The following is a 21,398-nucleotide window of genomic DNA, read 5'->3' as shown; positions in this document are numbered from 1 at the left end:
TTAAAGTTGACGTTTCTCAAATCCCTACGCTGATATTAATCGGTTCAGGTTCAACGGGTATTTTCTCAGCCAATGAATATTAGCACCCCGATGAGAACGGTTTAGTGTAAGTGTTTTTGCCCAAACTTAGCAATAAAAATCTATACCTTAATTCGTCTTTTAGGTAAATTCGCAATACCATCCCAAACTAAAAGCGCAACGGCAATAAGTAAACAGATCATTAAAAGGTAAGAATCGCTTTGTAAGCTTTCACCAATTAAGAAAGAAACACATAACATGAAAAAAGGTTCAAAATATCCTAATAATCCCAATAAATTAATAGGTAAACATTGGCTTGATAAAATATATAACCCCAGTGCTAAACCACCTACAGCACCAAGCAACGCAAGCCAGAGATAGATATGAGGATTTTGACTTTGAATCCAAACCATATCCGTTTGGGAAGCAAAATAAATTGAAGCGGGTACCAGTAACAACATTTCAAAAATAAAACTGGATAAATGCAGCACATTAAAATATTTTCTTACAGCAAAATAGACGGGATAGCCAATACAAACCAAGCCCGTTTCCCAAGAGAAAACGCCCGTCAAAATCACTTTACTTAGCACGCCGATAGCTGCAAATAAAACCGAATAAGTCTTTATTTTAGACATCCGTTCTTTATAGAAAAAACGCCCAATTAATACCATAATTAAAGGCATTAATAGATAACCAATTGAAACCTCAATGGCTCGATTATGTACAGGCGCCCATACAAATAACCACATTTGCACACCCATAGTGGCACTTGTAAAAAGCAGAACAATAAATAAGCGCGGTTGATTTTTTACTTGGATTAAAAATTGAAAAAAGGCTTTGTGCTGTTTCAAGCTGTAAAGTAGCACAGCTAGAAAAGGTAAGGTCACTAACGTTCGCCAGCCAAATAACATTTCGCCTTCCAGCGGTTGTAGCACCGTAGAAAGAAAATACACAATGCCGAACAATAAAGAGGCAATGATAGAAAACGAAATCCCTTTAATCATATATTTATAACCGTTCTAATTTTGCTAAATGCGCAATAAGCCACTTAATGCCTTGACCTTGGAAGGCGATTTGTAATCTAGTGTTGTTATCCGCACCTTCGACATTAATAATGGTGCCTTGGCCAAATTTCTCGTGGCGCACTTTTTGTCCTGCTTTCCAACCACTATTTTCGTCCACAAAAACTCGGCTAGAATTCACCGCACTTTGATTGTAGGCGCGGGTTACTGTACCACGTAAACGCACCGCTTGGATACATTCATCAGGCAATTCACTAATAAAACGCGAAGGGATATGGCGTTCTTCTTTACCATATAAACGGCGGCTTTCAGCATAACAAATAGTTAATTTTTGTTTTGCTCGTGTAATGCCCACATAAGCCAAACGACGTTCTTCTTCTAAGCGCCCTGGTTCCTCTAAGGATAAGAAACTCGGGAAAATGCCCTCTTCAACTCCTACCATAAAAACACGAGGAAACTCTAACCCTTTCGCTGAATGTAAGGTCATCATCTGAACACTTGCTTGATGCGGATTGGCTTGTTCTTCGCCCGCTTCCAATGACGCGTGCGTCAGAAATGCAGTTAAATCAGACATATCTTCCGCATCATCAGGTTTAATAAATTCTCTCGCTGCAGACACTAATTCAGCTAAGTTCTCAATACGTACTTCGCCTTTTTCGCCCTTTTCTTGCTCATACATTTGATATAAACCAGAATGTTTAATCACAAAATCGGTTTGCTCAAATAATGGCATATCCATACTATCTTGGGCTAATGAATTGATTAATTCCACAAAACGTAATAACGCGGTGGCTGCTCGCCCTGCTAACATATTCTCTTGCATCGCAATTTGCGTGGCTTGCCACAGAGTGACTTCTCGCTCTCTGGTCAGTTGACGTAAGGTATCTAAAGTGCGGTCACCAATTCCTCTGGTTGGTGTGTTAATCACACGTTCAAACGCAGCGTCATCATGTCGATTATTAACTAAACGTAAATAGGCCAAAGCGTCTTTAATTTCTTGGCGTTCGAAGAATCGCATTCCACCATAAATGCGATAGGGAATTTGCGCGCGAATTAATGCTTCTTCTAGCACACGAGATTGGCTATTGCTACGATAAAGCACTGCACAATCATCTAATTTACCACCATCTTCTAACCAAATTTTAATTTGCGATGATACAAATAAGGCTTCGTCTAATTCATTAAATGCCGCGTAAATTCCCACAGGATCACCCTTATCGCCATCCGTCCATAAATCTTTACCTAAACGGTTGTCATTATTAGCAATCAGCTCATTTGCAGCTTGTAAAATATTGCCTGTGGAGCGGTAATTTTGCTCTAAACGAATAGTTTGAGCTTGATGGAAATCATCTAAAAAATGCTGAATATTTTCAATTTGTGCACCACGCCAACCATAAATTGACTGGTCATCATCGCCTACAATCATCACATTTGTGTTCTGACCGGCTAATAATTTGATCCAAGCATATTGAATTTTGTTGGTGTCTTGAAACTCATCCACCAGAATTTGACGAAAACGGCGTTGATAGTTTTGTAAAATGATGGGTTTGGTTAAAAAGAGCTCATAAGCTCTCAATAGAATTTCAGCAAAATCCACTAAACCTGAACGATCGCAAGTATCTTGATAAATTTGATAAATTCGAACCCACTCTTTCTCTTGCCGATCATTCATATGATCAATTTGATGAGGTCGCAATCCTTCATCTTTTTTCTGATTGATATACCAACAAGCTTGTTTAGGCGGAAATATTTTTTCATCGTAATGATGTAACTTCAATAAGCGTTTAATTAAACGCAATTGATCTTCACTGTCTAAAATTTGGAAATCTTGCGGTAAATTTACATCAGCATAATGAGCTCGTAATAAGCGATGAGCAATGCTGTGGAAAGTGCCGACCCACATACCAAACAAACTATGTTGTGAATATTGCGCAAGGGTTGATTGAATACGATGACGCATTTCAGCCGCAGCTTTATTGGTAAAAGTGACCGCCATAATACCACCTTCCGAAATCCCTTCTACTGCTATGAGCCACGCAATACGATGAGTAAGCACACGCGTTTTTCCAGAACCCGCGCCAGCCAGTACCAAATAATTGCCTAAAGGTGCTGCCACCGCTTCACGTTGCTTGTCATTTAATCCATCAAGAAGTTGCGAAATATCCATCATCTATTATTTATCATTACTATCTGTTTATATTTACAGTGCATTATAGAGAAAACTTATAAAAAAACAACCGCAGTTTTATCTACTTATTCGTTGGGATTGTCCCAAATTAAACGCTGTTCGCCATGATAAACCGTTGCTCGCCCTTCTCGCACAAAACCTAATAAGGTTAAATCAACCTCTTCCGCCATGTTTACCGCAAGCTCTGTTGCTCCTGAAATAGCCGCCAGAAGCTCAACACCACAGGTTGCGGCTTTCTGCACCATTTCGTAACTCGCTCGGCTAGTGACCAAAATAAAGCCCTGCGGTTTATTTGATTTCGCTTGCCAACCTAATAATTTATCCAAAGCAACATGGCGTCCCACATCTTCGCGAATAGCTAATAAATCGCCTTGAATATTAAAAAAGGCTGCGGCATGCGTTGAACCTGTTTGCTGACCTAATGTTTGAACTTGATACAATTTATTTAAACAGCTATCTAACAAATGCAAATTGAGCTGTAAAGTGCGGTCTAATTTGGGTAACTTTTTCGTGACTTGTTCTAATTGTTCCGAACCGCAAATCCCACACCCTGTTCTGCCTGTTAAAGTGCGGCGTAGTTCTTTTAAACGAACAAAACAACGGGTTGCCAACTCGATCTGCACTTCAATGCCATTGCAGGTTTCCACAATATCGATACCATAAATATCCGACGGTTTATCAATAATGCCTTCGGTTAAAGAGAATCCATAAGCAAAATCCGCTAGATCAGTTGGAGTGCACATCATGACCGTATGAGAAATACCGTTATAAACTAAAGCAACAGGCACTTCTTTAGCCAGAAAGTCCTCTTTCTCCTTTAAAACCGCGGATAAGTGAAAATCATTATCAATATGTTGATTATTTGTTAATTTTTTGAAAAATTTAATTGTTCTTTTTGTAATCTGTGTCAAAATATACCTCATTGCTAAAAAATGGTTATAGATTTCATACGCTAACATAAGGTATGCTACTCACAATTTCTGTGCCCTGTTTATTTTAGGGACAGAAAAACCATTACGCAAATAATTCTACTAAACTTATTTAACGAATCTTTCCACCCTACTTCCAATTTTGGATAAGGATTATCTATGCAGATCACAAGACGTAAGTTCTTTAAGGTCTGTGCAGGTGGTATGGCGGGGACATCTGTTGCAGCATTAGGTATGTTACCTACCGCTGCATTAGCCGCACCTCGAGAATACAAACTATTACGCACTCGTGAAACGCGTAACACCTGTACATACTGTGCTGTTGGCTGTGGTATGTTGCTATACAGCCTAGGCGATGGCGCAATGAATTCCAAAGGCAAACTCATTCACATTGAAGGGGACCCAGATCACCCAGTAAGTAGAGGGGCATTATGTCCTAAAGGCGCAGGCGCATTAGATTATGTAAATAGCGACCGCCGCGTTAAATATCCTGAAGTCAGAGAACCTGGCTCAAAAGAATGGAAACGCATTTCTTGGCATGAAGCAATTGAACGTATTGCTCGCCATGTAAAAGACGACCGAGATGCTAACTTTGTTGAGAAAAATGAAAAAGGCGAAACTGTCAATCGTTGGATGACAACGGGTTTTCTAGCCGGCTCAGCTTGTAGTAATGAAACCGGTATATTAACCCAAAAATTTGTGCGTTCTCTCGGTATCGTCTTTACCGACAACCAAGCGAGTATCTGACACGGACCAACGGTAGCAAGTCTTGCTCCATCATTTGGTCGCGGTGCGATGACAAACCACTGGGTTGATATTAAAAACTCTGATTTAGTAATTGTAATGGGCGGTAACGCTGCGGAAGCACACCCTGTTGGTTTCCGTTGGGCGATTGAAGCCAAAAAACAAAACGGTGCGAAGTTAATGGTGGTGGACCCACGCTTTAACCGCTCTGCAGCTGTGGCAGATATTTATATGCCTCTGCGTCCCGGCACTGATATTGCTTTCTTATCTGGCGTTATTCGTTATTTATTGAAAAACGATAAAATTCAACACGAATACGTTAAGCACTACACCAATGCGGCATTCTTAGTAAATGAAAACTTCAAATTTGAAGATGGTTTATTCACTGGTTATGACGAAGCCACTCGCAAATATGATCGTTCAACTTGGTCATATCAATTCGATGCGGAAGGTAACGCCAAACGTGATTTAACCTTACAAGATCCTCGTTGTGTCATTAATTTATTACGTGAACACGTTGAACGCTATACACCTGAAATGGTAGAACGTATTACGGGTACATCACAAAAAGATTTCCAAATTTTCTGTGAAGAAATTGCCAAAACCTCTGCACCAGATAAAGCAGCAACATTCTTGTACGCTTTAGGTTGGACGCAACATACAGTTGGCGCCCAGAACATTCGTACCATGGCAATGATTCAATTACTACTTGGTAACATTGGGGTATCCGGTGGTGGTGTAAACGCTTTACGTGGTCACTCAAATGTACAGGGTATTACAGACTTAGGTTTATTCCCTGCTCGTTTACCAGCTTATTTACCTCTACCAGGCGAAGCTGATAGTTCTTTAGAAAAATTGTTGAAACGTATCACACCAAAAACAATGCTTAAAGATCAGGTCAACTACTGGAAGAACACGCCTAAATTTATGGTAAGTATGTTGAAATCATTCTATGGTGATAAAGCAACGCCTGAAAATGAATTTGGCTACCATTATTTACCAAAATTACCATTAGGTGGCACTGATCATTTCCGTTACATGGAAGATATGTATCAGGGCAAAGTCAATGGTTTCTTCTGCCAAGGTATGAACCCTATTGCTTCTTATGCAAATTCACAAAAAATGATCAAAGCATTAAGCAAGTTAAAATTCCTAGTTATCTGTGATCCATTGATTACTGATACATCAGAATTTTGGAAAAATTACGGTGAATACAATGATGTGAATCCTGAAGAGATCCAAACTGAAGTTTTCCGCTTACCAACAACTTGTTTCGTAGAAGAAGATGGTTCAATTGCTAACTCTGGACGTTGGTTACAATGGCACTGGAAAGGTGCTGAACCACCAGCAGAAGCAAAAACAGATGGGGAAATTCTTTCTGAATTACGTGCTGAACTTATCCATCTTTACCATAAAGAAGGCGGTAAAGCACCATTAGAACCACTTGAAGCGATGTCTTGGGATTATGCAAATCCACTTGAGCCAAAACCAGAAGAAGTGGCAAAAGAAAATAATGGTTATGCCCTAGCAGATCTGAAAGATGAGAATGGCAATATCATCCTGAAAAAAGGTCAGTTACTTTCAAGCTTTGCTCAAATGCGTGATGATGGTACCACTTCAGGTGCTTGCTGGATTTATACAGGTCAATGGACTGAGCAAGGTAACCAAATGGCGAACCGCGATAATTCAGATCCATCAAACTTAGGAAATACATTAGGTTGGGGCTTTGCATGGCCGTCAAACCGCCGTATTCTTTATAACCGCGCAAGTGCTGACTTAGCAGGTAATCCATTTAACCCTAAACGTCAATTAGTGAAATGGAATGGTAAAAACTGGAACTATGTGGATATCGCTGACTATGGTACAGCACCACCAAATAGCCCTGTATTACCATTTATTATGCAACCTGAAGGTGTTAGTGGTTTATTCGTACGTGAACGTATGGTTGATGGGCCATTCCCAGAGCATTACGAACCAATGGAAAGCCCAATTGGTACAAACCCACTGCATCCAAATGTAGTATCTAGCCCAGTGGCACGTATCCTAGATAATGATAAAGCAGATTTAGGTACTAATGATGAGTTCCCTTATGTAGGTACAACTTATCGCTTAACAGAGCATTTCCACTATTGGACAAAAAATGCGTTACTCAATGTAATTGCTCAACCAGAACAATTCGTTGAAATTAGCGAAGATCTTGCGGCTGAAAAAGGCATTAAACAAGGCGATACAGTAAAAGTGTCTTCAAAACGTGGCTATATCAAGGCTGTGGCTGTTGTCACAAAACGTATTCGCACCTTAGTCGCTGATGGCAAACCAATTCACACAGTGGGTATTCCAATTCACTGGGGCTTTGCAGCCACAACTGGAGCGAAAAAAGGTTTCTTTGCCAATAACTTAGCGGTGCGTACAGGTGATGCTAATACTCAAACACCTGAGTCAAAATGTATGTTAGTTAATATTGAAAAAGTGGGGGCATAATATGGGTGTAGTTCAATCTCAAAACATTATTAAGGCCTCTGCAACTTCAAGCCTAACTCCACCACCACAAGCGCGCGATCACCAAGTTGAAGTCGCTAAATTGATCGATGTAACAACCTGTATTGGTTGTAAAGCTTGTCAAGTTGGTTGTTCTGAATGGAATGATTTACGTTCAGAGCCAGAAGCTTGCGTTGGTGTTTATGACAACCCAATCGATCTTAATGCAAAAGCATGGACTGTGATGAAGTTCAACGAAGTGGAAGAAAACGACCGCTTAGAATGGCTGATTCGTAAAGATGGTTGTATGCACTGTGCAGAACCGGGCTGCTTAAAAGCCTGCCCTGCACCAGGCGCAATTATCCAATATGCGAACGGTATTGTGGATTTCCAATCCGATAAATGTATTGGCTGTGGTTATTGTATCGCAGGTTGTCCTTTCAACATTCCACGCATGAATGAAGAAGATCACCGCGTTTATAAATGTACACTTTGTGTAGATCGTGTTGCAGTTGGTCAAGAGCCTGCTTGCGTGAAAACCTGTCCAACAGGTGCAATCCGTTTTGGTAGCAAAGAAGAAATGCTCGACTACGGTGAAAAACGCGTGGCAGATCTGAAATCTCGTGGCTATAAAAATGCGGGTATTTATAATCCTGAAGGTGTGGGCGGTACGCATGTAATGTATGTGTTACATCATGCAGATAAACCTGAACTTTATTCTGGTTTACCAAAAGATCCTAAGATTGATCTCGGCGTCCAAATTTGGAAGGATATCTTAAAACCAGTCGCTGCGGTTGCAATGGGTGGCTTGGCATTAGCTGAAATTGGTCACTACCTCGTTGTTGGTCCAAACAATGAAGAAGATGTTGAGGATCACAGCGAAAAATTTGAGCAAGAAGATAAGGAAGGGGGCAAATAATGAGTCACTCAGAAAAATTGACTGAAATCACGAATGATACCAAAATCATTCGTCATAAAACCCCTTCACGTTTAAGCCATTGGTTGTTGGTAATTTGCTTTTTTACCACCGCACTTTCAGGGATCGCATTCTTTTTCCCTGACTTTGCTTGGCTAACGGAAATCTTAGGTACGCCTCAAATCGCACGTGCAGTACACCCATTTACAGGGATAATCATGTTTGTTGCGTTCTGGATTTTAGTGGTGATTTACTGGCGCCATAATATTCCAGAAAAAAACGATCTTCGCTGGCTTAAAAACGTGGGCGAAGTCCTAAAAGGTAACGAACATGCGGTTGCTTACAACGGCAAATATAACTTAGGGCAGAAAATGTTATTCTGGACATTGATTCTCGCAATGATCACCCTATTAGTAACGGGTATCATTATGTGGCGTCAATATTTCAGTCACTACTTCCCTATCCCTGTTCTTCGCATTGCGATTTTACTTCACTCTGCAAGTGCATTTGCCTTGTTCACTGGTATTATGGTGCATATGTACATGGCATTTTGGGTCAAAGGCTCAATTCGCGGCATGGTTGAAGGTTGGGTAACTGTTCGTTGGGCGAAAAAACACCATCCTAAATGGTACAATGAAGACGTGTTGCCTCAATTAGAAAAAGAAATTGAAGCGAACAAAAACGCCAAATGATAACAATCAACTAATCAAAAAGTGCGGTAAAATCTACCACACTTTTTTACAACAGATGTAGAACTATGAGTATTCGAATTCTTCCTGAAAACGAGATTAGACAAGCGGCACATTCTTTCCAACAACCTGCGCTGCTTTTTGCTAATCCTAAAAATCTTTATCAACGCCGAGCCAAACGCCTACGGGAATTAGCTCAGCAACATCCTTTTGCAGATTATCTGAATTTTGCCGCACAACTTGTGGACGCACAATTACTCATTCTGCAAGAAAATCCCTTACCAAAACAAACATTGTCCACTGCGGAAACCTTGCCATTAAACATCAAAACATGGCAACGTGATACAAAATGGCGTGAATATTTAACCGCACTTTTAGCGGAAATGAAGCCTCATGCCAATGAACAAATTTTGGCAACGATTGACTGGTTAGAAAAAGCATCCCATGATGAACTTGAACAATTAGCGGATAAATTACTGGCACAAGATTATGCCAATGTATCCAGCGATAAAGCCATTTTCATTTGGGCCGCATTATCGTTATATTGGTTACAACTGAGCCAACAGATTTCACATAATGCTAATATGGAAAGTAACGATGGCTTACATCATTGCCCAATTTGTGCATCTGCACCAGTAGCAAGTGTAGTGCATTTTGGTTCAGCACAAGGACTGCGTTATTTGCATTGTTCCTTATGTGAAAGTGAATGGAATGTTGTACGTGCAAAATGCTCTAACTGTGATCAATCAAAAGAACTTAACTATTGGTCGATTGATAATCAAGCAGCAGCCGTTAAAACCGAAAGCTGTGGCGATTGCCATAGTTACTTAAAAATTCTCTATCAAGAGAAAGATCCACAGGTTGAAGCAGTAGCTGATGATCTAGCAAGTCTTTTCTTAGATATTGAAATGGAAGAAAAAGGCTTTGCTCGCAGTGGACTGAACCCATTCATATTCCCCGCTGAATAAATAATAAAAAAGCAAGGATTTTATTTAATAAAGCGCGGTCAAAAATAAGAAAAATTTGACCACGCTTTTTTAGTTTATCGTTTCTTAAGTACAACAAAAAAGCACCTTTCGGTGCTTTTCATTAAAATAAATAACCTAACAAGTTATTAGAATTGGCCTGTTAAATTCAAACTTACATCCCAGCGTACTGGTCCATGGTTCACTTTGGTGACTTTTGGCATTAACTCAAGACGGAAGTTCTGGTTAAGTTTGTATTCAACACCTGTCGCAAATGAAATTGACGTTTTGGGCATGGTTTTGCTGTGGGTCATTTCACCTAAATATTGGTTGTAGGCTTTCATTTCTGGGTGTTTTTGCTTGAATGCTGTTTCCACTTCTAATGCCGCTAACCAATTAAGTTTCTCTGTGACCGCTTTTTTCACATTTAAACCTGCAAATACGCTGATATCTTTGTAGCTTGCTTTACCATAGCTGATTGGGAAAGCAATATCTGTTTCATTGTAGGCATTTTGTGCTAAGCGGCTGTGGCGTACACCTGCATTCCAACCTAATGCAAATTCTTTACCTTGGTAGTTTTGACCTAAGGTTAATGACAGCATTAAGCCTTTAAAGCGTGTTTTGCCATGACCTAATTCTGTACCCGCTAACATTGGACGGTCTACGTTCATTTTATAGTTGCTGAAGCTTAACGCTGGGCGAATATAAAATTCGGTAGTGTCGTTGTATTTATTTTTCCATTGTGCGTGCACGCTTGCGCCGTAGTTGTTTTTGTTACGGTGATAGCCATCTGTCCATTTTGCATAAACTGTATGATCTAATACAAAACCTGCTGACCAGTTTTCAGTGAAGTTATAGGCACCACTTACGCCAACTTTCACTTCTCTCGCATTTTGACGACCTGCTAAATTTGAACGTGCTGATACGCAATAGCTGCCTGCTTGTTCGTTTTCAATATCACAACCGTTTAATAAACTGCGTAAACCATAATATTGGTTTTCAAACATGTTTAAAGTGCTTGCTGCACGTTTCGCTACGCTTTCACGGGTTTTCGCCGCATCAATTGCAACAGTATCAAAATCATTTTTTGGTTGTTCAGGCTCAACTTGAGGTGCTACTTGAGGCTCTATTTGTGGTTCTTCTTTTTTAATTAATTTCCATAATGTGACGGCATATTTACCTTCTGCGTTAGTCGATAAACCAGTCATCACTTCACCATCATCAGACATCGCATATACAATACCTTGATCTGTATCTTTTTGACCTAAAGTACCTAAATCTTTAGTTTCTGACCAATCTTTGCCAAACCAAATTACAGGACGATATTCCCTACGGAAATCATTACCTCCCTCAAGTTGAGGACCAGCAATTGAACCGCCTAACACCGAACCATCTTTATTTGCTACTTGTAATATAACTACACTATTAGGATCTGTTTTACCATTTAATGTTTTGCTAACAACCGTTTTTTTCTCATAATCAGGTCCTGAATACACAATATCGTGATTCATAATCACATTACCATCAGGGCTAACTTTAGCAAGTTCACCACTCACTAAACCAGAAATCCCATCTGCATATACGCCATCTTTAAAAAAGATAAGTTCTTTCTTTTTACTATAATTCTCGCCATAATACACTGTTGGGTTACCAAACTTAGTTAATAGCACTGAGCCATCATGGTTACGCCCAACAATTGGAGCGAATTTGCCTATAAATTTTTCTTTAACCACTTTATGATCAATAGGGGTTCTCAACTGAATGGCATTATCATTTCCAATACCATAGAGTAAGCCACTTGGTGTAACGCCTAATAAGGTATAATTCTCTGTCTCAGGGACTTTATGCTCAATCCATTTATCCCCTTCACGCACAGTATAAGTATTAAAATAATGAACAACAATAGAACCATCATAACTGAGCGTTGGCACACCGTTATCTACATCCCCTGAAATAATGTGTTTTTTACTAAAATCATCGCCAAAAAATATTCTTGAGGCAGTTTCCTGAGCACCAGAAAAATCTGCCGCAAACAACACAAGCACTTTTCCATCACCACTCATTATTGTATTTTGTTCTAACACACTTCCATTATCTGCATTAAGAATATGAGCAAACTCACTACCGATCTCAGTACGTGAGATTTCCTCTGGTGTTTTGGCAGTGGTTAATGAGCTAGCATAAACCGCCCCTGTTGCTAATGTAGAGGCAATCACTATTGCCAATTTTGTTTTTGAAAACATATTATGTGTTCCTTATAAGATTAAATATTAAATGAGAATATTACTGAAATATCCTTTGTTGACTTAATAACATTTGTTAAACAATTAAGTTTCATTGATAAAGCTCATCAACCCAAACTATACTGAGATTTGATTTACTTTAAACGGGCGAAATTGTACAAAAAAAAACAACTCGACTACTAATTAATCATCTTTTTGTAAAAAAATGAGTAAATTTATCAAAATTGAACGGGAAAATGATTGATTTAATCAAGTGCGGTAAAATAAATGCTATTTTACTAAGTTCTGACTACGCAAACGATGAAATGAAGCCTGATGTTTTTTACTGGTCATGTTCCTTGCTTTTTTATTGAATAAATACTTTTTTAATTCAATTTTGTGATAAGATTTCAGGCAGTTTTGACTTTAATAGGCAGAGAAATTTTATGCTACCTCGTTTAAAAGATGTGCCCCAACTTAATCCTGTTGTGGCAGATTATTTACAAGATCTACAACAACAATCTTTTGAAGGCGATATTGCTTCAAATTATGCCGATCGTCTCAGTCTTGCCACTGATAACAGTGTTTATCAATTACTTCCGCAGGCTATTTTATTTCCTAAATCCGTTGCTGATGTGGTACGTCTTACTAAATTAGCACAACGCGAAGCATACCAATCTTTAACTTTCACGCCGCGTGGCGGGGGTACTGGCACAAACGGGCAATCTCTGAATAATAATATTATCGTTGATTTGTCACGCCATATGACTGGCATTTTAGAACTCAATGTCGAACAACGTTGGGTAAGAGTACAAGCTGGTGTCGTAAAAGATCAACTGAATCAATATCTCAAACCTTACGGATTGTTTTTTGCGCCCGAACTTTCTACCAGTAACCGAGCAACCATTGGAGGCATGATTAATACAGATGCTTCGGGGCAAGGCTCATTACAATATGGCAAAACATCCGATCATGTGCTTGGCTTAAAAAGCGTATTAATCAACGGGGAAATTTTAGATACAAGTGCGGTGAAAACAGTGCAATTTTTACAGAATTTACCTGATAATCTTTCTGCCCATGGAAGACAATTACATGAAGAAATATTCAATCGTTGCCAACAAAAACGTCAATCGATTCTCAATGATCTGCCGCAATTAAACCGTTTTCTAACAGGCTATGATCTTAAAAATGTCTTTAATGATGATGAAAGTGCCTTTAATTTAACCCGAATTTTAACGGGCTCCGAAGGTTCCCTCGCCTTTATATGCGAAGCGGTGTTAGATTTAACCCCAATTCCGCAATATCGCACCTTAATTAATATTAAATACAGTTCCTTCAATGCTGCATTACGCAATGCGCCTTTTATGGTTGCAGCCAATGCGCTATCTGTTGAAACTGTAGATAGCAAAGTGTTAGGTTTAGCGAAAGAAGATATTATTTGGCATTCCGTCAATGATTTATTAACTGAAGAACCTGAAAATCCAATTTTAGGTTTAAATATTGTGGAATATGCAGGCAATAACCAAGCAAAAATTCACGCACAAGTCACCGCACTTTGTCAGCAATTAGACCAAAAAATAGCACAGAAACAGGATAACATTATTGGTTATCAAGTCACTTCAGACCTTGCTTCTATTGAACGTATTTACGCGATGCGTAAAAAAGCGGTGGGATTATTAGGTAATGCAAAAGGTTGGGCAAAACCTATTGCCTTTGTTGAAGATACCTGCGTGCCACCAGAGCAATTAGCGGATTACATCTTAGAATTTCGTGCTTTATTAGATAGCTACAATTTACAGTATGGCATGTTTGGACATGTTGACGCTGGTGTCTTGCATGTTCGTCCAGCCCTTGATTTGACGGATGTTGAGCAAGTAAAACTATTTAAACAAATCTCCGATCAAGTTGCCGATCTCACATTAAAATATGGCGGTTTAATTTGGGGTGAACATGGTAAAGGCATGCGTTCACAATATGGGGAAAAATTCTTTACCCCAGAACTTTGGCAAGAATTACGCTATGTGAAGTTCCTCTTTGATCCACATAATCGCCTCAACCCAGGCAAAATTTGCACACCACTTAATTGCGAAGATGAGCTCTACTCTGTTGCTGCAACCACAATGCGTGCAGATTACGATCGCCAAATTCCGATTCAAATACGAGAAGAATTTTCTGGCGCAATGAATTGTAATGGTAATGGACTTTGCTTTAATTTTGATGTGTATAGCACCATGTGTCCTTCGATGAAGGTTAGCCGAAACCGTTTACTTTCGCCAAAAGGTCGCGCTGCTATGGTGCGTGAATGGTTACATTTAATGGCAAAAGAACAGGTTCAACCTGAGCAATTAAAATTTAAACAAAGCAACATAAAACTCAGTGAGTTTGTTCAAAAAATCAAAAACACATTGAAAAAAGACAAAGAATACGATTTTTCTCATGAAGTGAAATCGGCAATGGATACTTGCTTAGCCTGTAAAGCCTGTGCAAGTCAATGCCCAATTAAAATTGACGTGGCAAGTTTCCGTTCAAAATTCTTTTACTTTTATCATCAACGCTATGCACGCCCAGCAAAAGATTATGTGGTGGCGAATTTAGAAGTTGCAGCGCCTTATATGGCGAAAGCACCTCGTTTTTTCAATTTCTTTACCAAAGCAAAACTGGTACAAAGTGCGGTGGAAAAAACTTTAGGAATGGTGGATTTACCTCTACTTTCCCAACCTAATTTACAACAGCAATTAGTGCAAATTGGTTATAGAGATAAACCGCTCGAGCAATTAGAATCGCTATCTGCGCAAGAAAAAACCAATATGTTGTTTATTGTGCAAGATCCTTATACTTCTTATTACGATGCTAAAGTGGTAGCTGATTTTGTTGAGTTATGCCAAAAATTAGGTTATCAACCGATTGTGCTACCCTTCAAACCAAATGGGAAAGCACAACATATTAAAGGCTTCCTCAATCAATTTGCGCAAACTGCTCGCAATCAGTCCGCATTTTTGAATCGAGTGGCAGATTTAGGGATTCCATTAGTTGGGGTCGATCCAGCCATTGTTTTGTCTTATCGTGATGAATATAAAGAAGTTTTAGAACATGAACGTGGCGATTTCCAAGTCTTAACATCGCACGAATGGTTAAGCGCTCAGCTGAATACTGAAGTATTCAAAAGTGCGGTGCAAAATCGTGAAATTTCTGACCGCACTTTAGCTGCAGAAAGTTGGCATCTATTCCCACATTGTACTGAAGCGACTGCAATGCCAACCAGTCCAAAAATATGGCAACAAATTTTTGCTGCTTTTGGAGAAGAACTACAAATTCATACGGTGGGCTGCTGCGGTATGGCTGGTGTCTTTGGTCATGATTTAAATAATCAAGAGATGTCAAAACAAATCTATGATATTTCTTGGCAAAAGAAATTACAGGGAAAAAATCCACAACGTTGTTTAGTCACTGGCTATTCTTGTCGCAGCCAAGTAAAACGATTTGAACAATTTACCGCCTTGCACCCAGTGCAAGCATTATTAACACTTTTTAAATAACGATTAACATTAAGGAAAGTAAAATGGCGATTTGGAAACGCGAATTTAGCTTACAAGACCTCAATGAAGGCTGTAAGCATTGCGCGATAGAATATCTTGGCATTGAATTTATTGCCAAAGGCGATGATTGGCTTGAAGCAAAAATGCCTGTTAATGAAAAAACAATGCAACCTGTAGGCATTTTGCATGGTGGTGTGTCAGCGGCACTAGCAGAAACCGTCGGATCATTAGCAGGTTATTGTTGCACCGAAGAAGGCAAAATCGTGGTAGGAGCTGAAATCAACGCTAGCCACTTGCGTCCTGCTAAAAAAGGGGGCTTTGTTATTGGTAAAGCTTATCCAATCAAAATTGGACGCACACTTCAAGTATGGCAAATTGACATTCGTGATCAAGAAGATAAACTATGCTGCACTTCACGTTTAACACTTTCGGTAATAGATCATAATGAATAAAAAAATTGGTATTTTATTAGCCAATCTGGGCACACCAGATGCACCAACTCCAGAAGCCATTAAGCCTTATTTGCGTCAATTTTTGACAGATCCTCGCGTTGTGGATCTGCCTAAATGGCGCTGGTGGCCATTACTTAACTTTATTATTCTTCCACCTCGTTCAAAACGAGTTGCAAAGAATTACCAATCGGTGTGGACAGAACAAGGCTCGCCTCTCTTAGCAACCACCAAGCAGCAGCAAGAAAAATTACAGGCTTATTTTGCACAACATCATGCTGATTTAGATATTGAAGTGGAAATTGGCATGAGTTATGGCAATCCTTCCATTCAAAGTGCGGTGCAAAAATTAACAGATTTGAATGTGGAAAAAATCGTTGTGTTACCACTGTACCCACAATACAGTAGTACAACTACTGCTTCCGTTTTTGATGCCTTTGCTGATGCATTGAAAAAACAGCGCCATATTGTGCCTTTTGACTTTATTCATTCTTATCATTTAGATGAAAACTATATTTCAGCTTTAGTGCGTTCCATCAAAGCGAAAATGCAAGAAGATGAGTTTTTACTGTTCTCTTATCATGGTATTCCATTAAGTTATGAACAAAAAGGCGATTATTATCGTGAGCATTGTCGTCAAACCACCATTGCAGTTGTTGATCAACTCGGTTTGAAAGAAACGCAATGGCAAATGACCTTCCAATCACGTTTTGGAAAAGAAGAATGGTTACAGCCTTATACGGATGAATTTATGCAAAATGCAGCAAAAAATGGCATTGAAAAAATTGCTGTTGTTTGTCCGGGATTTTCTGTGGATTGTTTAGAAACCATTGAAGAAATTGATGAAGAAAATCGTGAATATTTCTTAGAACATGGTGGCAAAACCTTCCAATATATTCCGGCATTAAATGCAGATGATGACCATATTGCAATGATGGCAAATCTTATTCTTACTAAAATCAACTAATAAATAACAAACGGAGCAATGTTTTCATTGCTCCCCATAAGGATATTTATGACAAACCCATTATTAGAAAATAATACATTACCTCCTTTCTCAAAAATTGAACCTCAACATATTCAACCTGCGGTAGAGAAATTAATCCAAGATTGTCGTGATGTGACAGAACAACTATTAAAGCAACCTGAGCCTAGTTGGCAAAACTTTTACTTGCCATTAGCAGAAGTGAATGATCGTTTAAGTAAAGCTTGGTCGCCAATTGGTCATTTAAATGCGGTGAAAAATAGCCCTGAATTACGCGAAGCCTATCAAGCGTGTTTGCCGTTATTATCGGAATATGGCACTTGGGTTGGGCAACACCAAGGACTATATAATGCTTATCTCGCATTAAAACAAAGCCCAGAATATGAACATTACGATGTGGCGCAAAAAAAAGCCATTGAAAATAGCCTGCGTGATTTTGAGCTCTCTGGTATTTCCTTACCAGCAGAACAACAAAAACGTTATGGCGAAATTGCTGCTCGTTTATCCGAATTAAGCTCGCAATTCAGCAATAATGTGCTTGACGCTACAATGGGCTGGGAAAAAATTATTACCGATGAATCACAATTAGCAGGCTTACCAGAAAGTGCATTACAAGCTGCTAAACAATCGGCTGAAAGCAAAGGTATGACAGGCTATCGTTTTACCTTGGAATTCCCAAGCTATTTACCTGTAATGACTTATTGCGAAAATGCTGAATTACGCGAAGAAATGTACCGCGCTTTTGTCACTAGAGCCTCAGATCAAGGCCCAAATGCAGGTAAATGGGATAACTCAGAAATCATGGGTGAAATTCTTGATTTACGCGTGGAATTGGCTCAACTGCTTGGATTTGAACGCTATACCGATCGTTCACTTGCCACCAAAATGGCAGAAAATCCACAACAGGTTTTAGATTTCCTTGAAGATCTAGCAAAACGTTCTAAGGATCAGGCAAAAAAAGAACTTTGTGATCTGAAAAAATTTGTGCAGCAAGATCAAGAATATATTTATTTACAACCTTGGGATATTTCGTTTTATAGTGAAAAGCAAAAACAAGCCCTCTATTCGATTAATGATGAAGAATTACGCCCGTATTTCCCAGAAAATCGTGTTCTTTCAGGATTATTTGAATTGATCAAACGTATTTTTAACATTAATGCGGTAGAACGCTTTGATGTTGACACCTATCACAAAGATGTTCGCTTCTTTGATTTGGTGGATGAACAACATCAAGTGCGTGGTAGTTTCTATTTAGATTTATATGCTCGTGAAAATAAACGTGGCGGTGCTTGGATGGATGATTGCGTTGGTCGCAGACGTTTAGCTGATGGTTCAATTCAAAAGCCCGTTGCCTATTTAACCTGTAACTTCAATGCACCTGTGGGCGACAAACCTGCATTATTCACACATGATGAAGTCACTACCTTATTCCATGAATTTGGGCATGGTATTCATCATATGCTCACACAAATTGACGTGGGTGATGTGGCAGGTATTAACGGCGTGCCATGGGACGCGGTGGAATTACCAAGCCAATTCTTAGAAAACTGGTGCTGGGAAGAAGAAGCACTCGCCTTTATTTCAGGACATTATGAAACTGGAGAACCGCTACCAAAAGAAAAATTAACTCAATTAATCAAAGCGAAAAACTTCCAAGCGGCAATGTTTGTTCTCCGCCAATTAGAATTTGGTTTATTTGATTTCCGTTTACATCATCAATATCAAATTGGTCAAACCAATCAAATTTTGGATACATTAAACCAAGTAAAACAAGATGTCTCTGTTATCAAAGGCGTTGATTGGGCAAGAACACCACATAGTTTTAGCCATATTTTCGCTGGTGGTTATGCAGCCGGTTATTACAGCTATCTCTGGGCAGAAGTGCTATCTGCAGATGCCTATTCACGCTTTGAAGAAGAAGGTATTTTTAATCCAGTAACAGGTAAATCCTTCCTAGATGAAATTCTGTCTCGTGGTGGTTCTGAAGAACCAATGGCATTATTTGAGCGTTTCCGCGGTCGCAAACCAACATTAGATGCGCTATTACGTCATAAAGGGATTGAATAAACTTTATGGATATGGATATCAATCAGCAAAATTTAGAACAAGCGATTCTTACCGCTGTAACTAATGAAGTGGTTCCTGCTCTGGGTTGTACAGAACCCATTTCATTGGCGTTGGCGTCTGCTATTGGACGCCAGCATTTAGGCTATATTCCTGAACGTATAGAAGCAAAAGTATCGCCTAATCTCATGAAAAATGGCATGGGCGTTACTGTTCCTGGTACAGGTACTGTGGGATTAGCCATGGCTGCTGCTATCGGCGCAATTGGAGGCGAACCGAACGCTGGATTGGAAGTATTAAAGCAGATTACTGCAGAACAAGTTAAGCAAGCCAAAGCCATGCTAAGTGAAGACAAGGTCTCCGTTTCAATTTTTGAAACAGAGCATATTCTTTACTCAGAAGCGAATTTATTCTATCAAGATGATATCGTTCGTGTTCGTATTGCTGCTCATCACACCAATGTGATTTATATTGAAAAAAATGGTCAGTGCATTTTTAGCAAACCTTGCGCCGTAGAAAATGATGAAATTGCAGATATTTTCACCGCACTTTCCGCAAAAGATCTGTTCGATTTTTCAATGAATGTCGAGTTAGAAAAAATCCGTTTTATTGAAGAGGCAGCAAAACTCAATAGTGCACTTTCACAAGAAGGCTTACGCACTGATTACGGTTTGCATATTGGTCGCACGTTGCAAAAACAAATTGGTATGGGATTAATTAGCGACGATTTGCTCAACCGAATTGTTATTGAAACCACTGCTGCTTCTGACGCAAGAATGGGCGGAGCCAATCTTCCTGCGATGAGTAACTCAGGCTCAGGCAACCAAGGCATTACTGCAACTATGCCTGTTGTAGTGGTCGCGCGTCACATCAATGCAACGGAAGAGCAACGTATTCGTGCACTATTTTTATCTCACTTAATGGCAATTTATATTCATAGCAAACTCCCAAAACTTTCTGCCCTTTGCGCTGCCACTACCGCAGCAATGGGAAGCTGCGCTGGTGTTGCTTGGCTATTAACTGGGAAATTTGAAAGTATTAGCATGGCAATCAGCAGTATGATTGGCGATATCAGTGGCATTATCTGTGATGGTGCGGCAAACAGTTGTGCAATGAAAGTGTCAACCAGTGTCACTTCGGGTTATAAGTCTGTTTTAATGGCATTAGATAACAGTCAGGTCACAGGTAATGAAGGCATTGTTGAGCATGATATTGATCGCTCCATCAATAACTTATGTAATATTGCCTCTCGCAGTATGCAATATACAGACCGACAAGTGATTGAAATCATGGTCAGTAAACCGAAATTAACATAATCCATAAAAAATCCTACGTTCATTCCATTTGCGTAGGATTTTTTGTTATGATAAATCAATATTTTAAATACAGGAGGTTATATGGCAATTTTAGTTACAGGCGCATCAGCAGGATTTGGTAAAGCGATTTGCTCAGCCTTTATCAATGCAGGCTACAAAGTCATTGGTGCAGCTCGCCGTTTAGATAAATTACAAGCACTACAACATGAACTCGGCGAAAATTTCTATCCGTTACAAATGGATGTGTCCAAAACACAAGAAATTGACACCGCACTTTCGCAATTGCCAGCTGAATGGGCTGATATTGACTTATTAGTGAATAATGCAGGGCTCGCATTGGGATTAGAGCTTGCTCACCAAGCAAAATTTGACGACTGGTTGACCATGATCAATACCAATATTGTGGGTCTTACTTATCTTACTCATCAAGTATTGCCTAAAATGGTCGAAAAAAACAAAGGACATATTATCAATTTAGGATCTATTGCGGGGACTTATCCTTATCCAGGCGGCAATGTCTATGGTGCAACCAAAGCTTTCGTTGAGCAATTTAGTTTAAATTTACGAGCGGATCTTGTTGGTACAGCTATTCGTGTTACCAATATTGAGCCAGGCTTATGTGGCGGTACTGAATTTTCCAATGTCCGTTTTAAAGGTGATGATGAAAAAGCGGCTGATCTTTATAAAGGCGTGCAATCCATTCAACCAGAAGATATTGCCAACGCAGCGCTTTGGATTTACCAACAGCCTGCCCATGTCAATGTGAATCGCATTGAAATCATGCCTGTAGCACAAGCTTTCTCCCCTCTCAAAGTGGTCAGAAAATAGAAAAAAATAAACCGCACTTCAAAGTGCGGTTTATTTTTTATAAGTTTTG

The 21,398-nt window shown here is 39.4% G+C and carries 14 protein-coding genes and 1 riboswitch; of the genes, 10 read left to right on the top strand and 4 right to left on the bottom strand.

The annotated features are described in order from the left end of the window. Positions 1-3 precede the first annotated feature (3 nt). A riboswitch (TPP riboswitch) is annotated at positions 4-100 on the bottom strand. Positions 101-140: 40 nt separating this feature from the next. The 3 genes from rarD to fdhD all read right to left on the bottom strand — a co-directional run bounded on the left by rarD (position 141) and on the right by fdhD (position 4,139). Beyond that, entirely contained in the window at positions 141-1,022 is an 882-nt protein-coding gene (rarD, locus tag ACT2CV_RS08400) for an EamA family transporter RarD (protein WP_464972382.1), read from the bottom strand. A gap of 4 nt (positions 1,023-1,026) precedes the next feature. Then, complete coding sequence (gene uvrD / locus ACT2CV_RS08395; RefSeq protein ID WP_464974001.1) at positions 1,027-3,207, bottom strand: DNA helicase II; 2,181 nt, start codon at positions 3,205-3,207, stop codon at positions 1,027-1,029. An 86-nt stretch (positions 3,208-3,293) separates the two neighbouring features. Next, positions 3,294-4,139 carry a formate dehydrogenase accessory sulfurtransferase FdhD gene (gene fdhD, locus ACT2CV_RS08390; protein ID WP_464972381.1) on the bottom strand — a complete coding sequence of 282 codons (846 nt, stop codon included), beginning with the start codon at positions 4,137-4,139 and terminating at the stop codon, positions 3,294-3,296. A gap of 177 nt (positions 4,140-4,316) precedes the next feature. Between fdhD and fdnG the strand changes: the two genes are divergently transcribed. The 4 genes from fdnG (at position 4,317) to fdhE (ending at position 9,952) form a co-directional block, all read left to right on the top strand. Then, on the top strand, positions 4,317-7,382 hold the full coding sequence (fdnG, locus tag ACT2CV_RS08385; protein ID WP_464972380.1) for a formate dehydrogenase-N subunit alpha: 3,066 nt from the start codon (positions 4,317-4,319) through the stop codon (positions 7,380-7,382). 1 nt (position 7,383) lies between these two features. Next, positions 7,384-8,298: a formate dehydrogenase subunit beta gene (gene fdxH / locus ACT2CV_RS08380; RefSeq protein WP_464972379.1), complete on the top strand. Its 915-nt coding sequence runs from the start codon at positions 7,384-7,386 to the stop codon at positions 8,296-8,298. Beyond that, positions 8,298-8,987 (top strand): formate dehydrogenase subunit gamma, encoded by a 690-nt coding sequence (locus ACT2CV_RS08375; protein WP_464972378.1) that lies wholly within the window; start codon positions 8,298-8,300, stop codon positions 8,985-8,987. Before fdxH ends, ACT2CV_RS08375 begins: the two co-directional genes overlap by 1 nt. 65 nt (positions 8,988-9,052) lie before the next feature. Then, positions 9,053-9,952: a formate dehydrogenase accessory protein FdhE gene (fdhE, locus tag ACT2CV_RS08370; protein ID WP_464972377.1), complete on the top strand. Its 900-nt coding sequence runs from the start codon at positions 9,053-9,055 to the stop codon at positions 9,950-9,952. Positions 9,953-10,098: 146 nt separating this feature from the next. Here the strand turns inward: fdhE and ACT2CV_RS08365 are convergent, their stop codons facing one another. Continuing rightward, complete coding sequence (locus ACT2CV_RS08365) at positions 10,099-12,192, bottom strand: autotransporter outer membrane beta-barrel domain-containing protein (protein WP_464972376.1); 2,094 nt, start codon at positions 12,190-12,192, stop codon at positions 10,099-10,101. 425 nt (positions 12,193-12,617) lie between these two features. Here ACT2CV_RS08365 and ydiJ point away from each other — a divergent pair, with 425 nt between their 5' ends. From ydiJ to ACT2CV_RS08335, 6 genes are all read left to right on the top strand, one after another. Further along, positions 12,618-15,707: a D-2-hydroxyglutarate dehydrogenase YdiJ gene (gene ydiJ / locus ACT2CV_RS08360; protein ID WP_464972375.1), complete on the top strand. Its 3,090-nt coding sequence runs from the start codon at positions 12,618-12,620 to the stop codon at positions 15,705-15,707. Positions 15,708-15,730: 23 nt separating this feature from the next. After that, the gene (locus ACT2CV_RS08355; protein WP_464972374.1) at positions 15,731-16,159 is read left to right on the top strand and encodes a hotdog fold thioesterase; all 429 of its coding nucleotides are present in this window, start codon (positions 15,731-15,733) and stop codon (positions 16,157-16,159) included. Further along, positions 16,152-17,123: a ferrochelatase gene (gene hemH, locus ACT2CV_RS08350; RefSeq protein WP_464972373.1), complete on the top strand. Its 972-nt coding sequence runs from the start codon at positions 16,152-16,154 to the stop codon at positions 17,121-17,123. Before ACT2CV_RS08355 ends, hemH begins: the two co-directional genes overlap by 8 nt. Positions 17,124-17,171: 48 nt before the next feature. Beyond that, positions 17,172-19,208: an oligopeptidase A gene (gene prlC / locus ACT2CV_RS08345; protein ID WP_464972372.1), complete on the top strand. Its 2,037-nt coding sequence runs from the start codon at positions 17,172-17,174 to the stop codon at positions 19,206-19,208. An 11-nt stretch (positions 19,209-19,219) separates the two neighbouring features. Further along, positions 19,220-20,521: an L-cysteine desulfidase family protein gene (locus ACT2CV_RS08340; protein WP_464974000.1), complete on the top strand. Its 1,302-nt coding sequence runs from the start codon at positions 19,220-19,222 to the stop codon at positions 20,519-20,521. Between the two features lie 81 nt (positions 20,522-20,602). Then, the gene (locus ACT2CV_RS08335; protein ID WP_464972371.1) at positions 20,603-21,349 is read left to right on the top strand and encodes an SDR family oxidoreductase; all 747 of its coding nucleotides are present in this window, start codon (positions 20,603-20,605) and stop codon (positions 21,347-21,349) included. The last annotated feature ends 49 nt before the right edge of the window (positions 21,350-21,398 follow it).

Source organism: Reella acinonychis (assembly GCF_052384575.1).
Taxonomy (GTDB): domain Bacteria; phylum Pseudomonadota; class Gammaproteobacteria; order Enterobacterales; family Pasteurellaceae; genus JBQSUQ01.
Note: the sequence above shows the minus strand (reverse complement) of the source record. Positions and strands in the feature narration are given on the sequence as shown.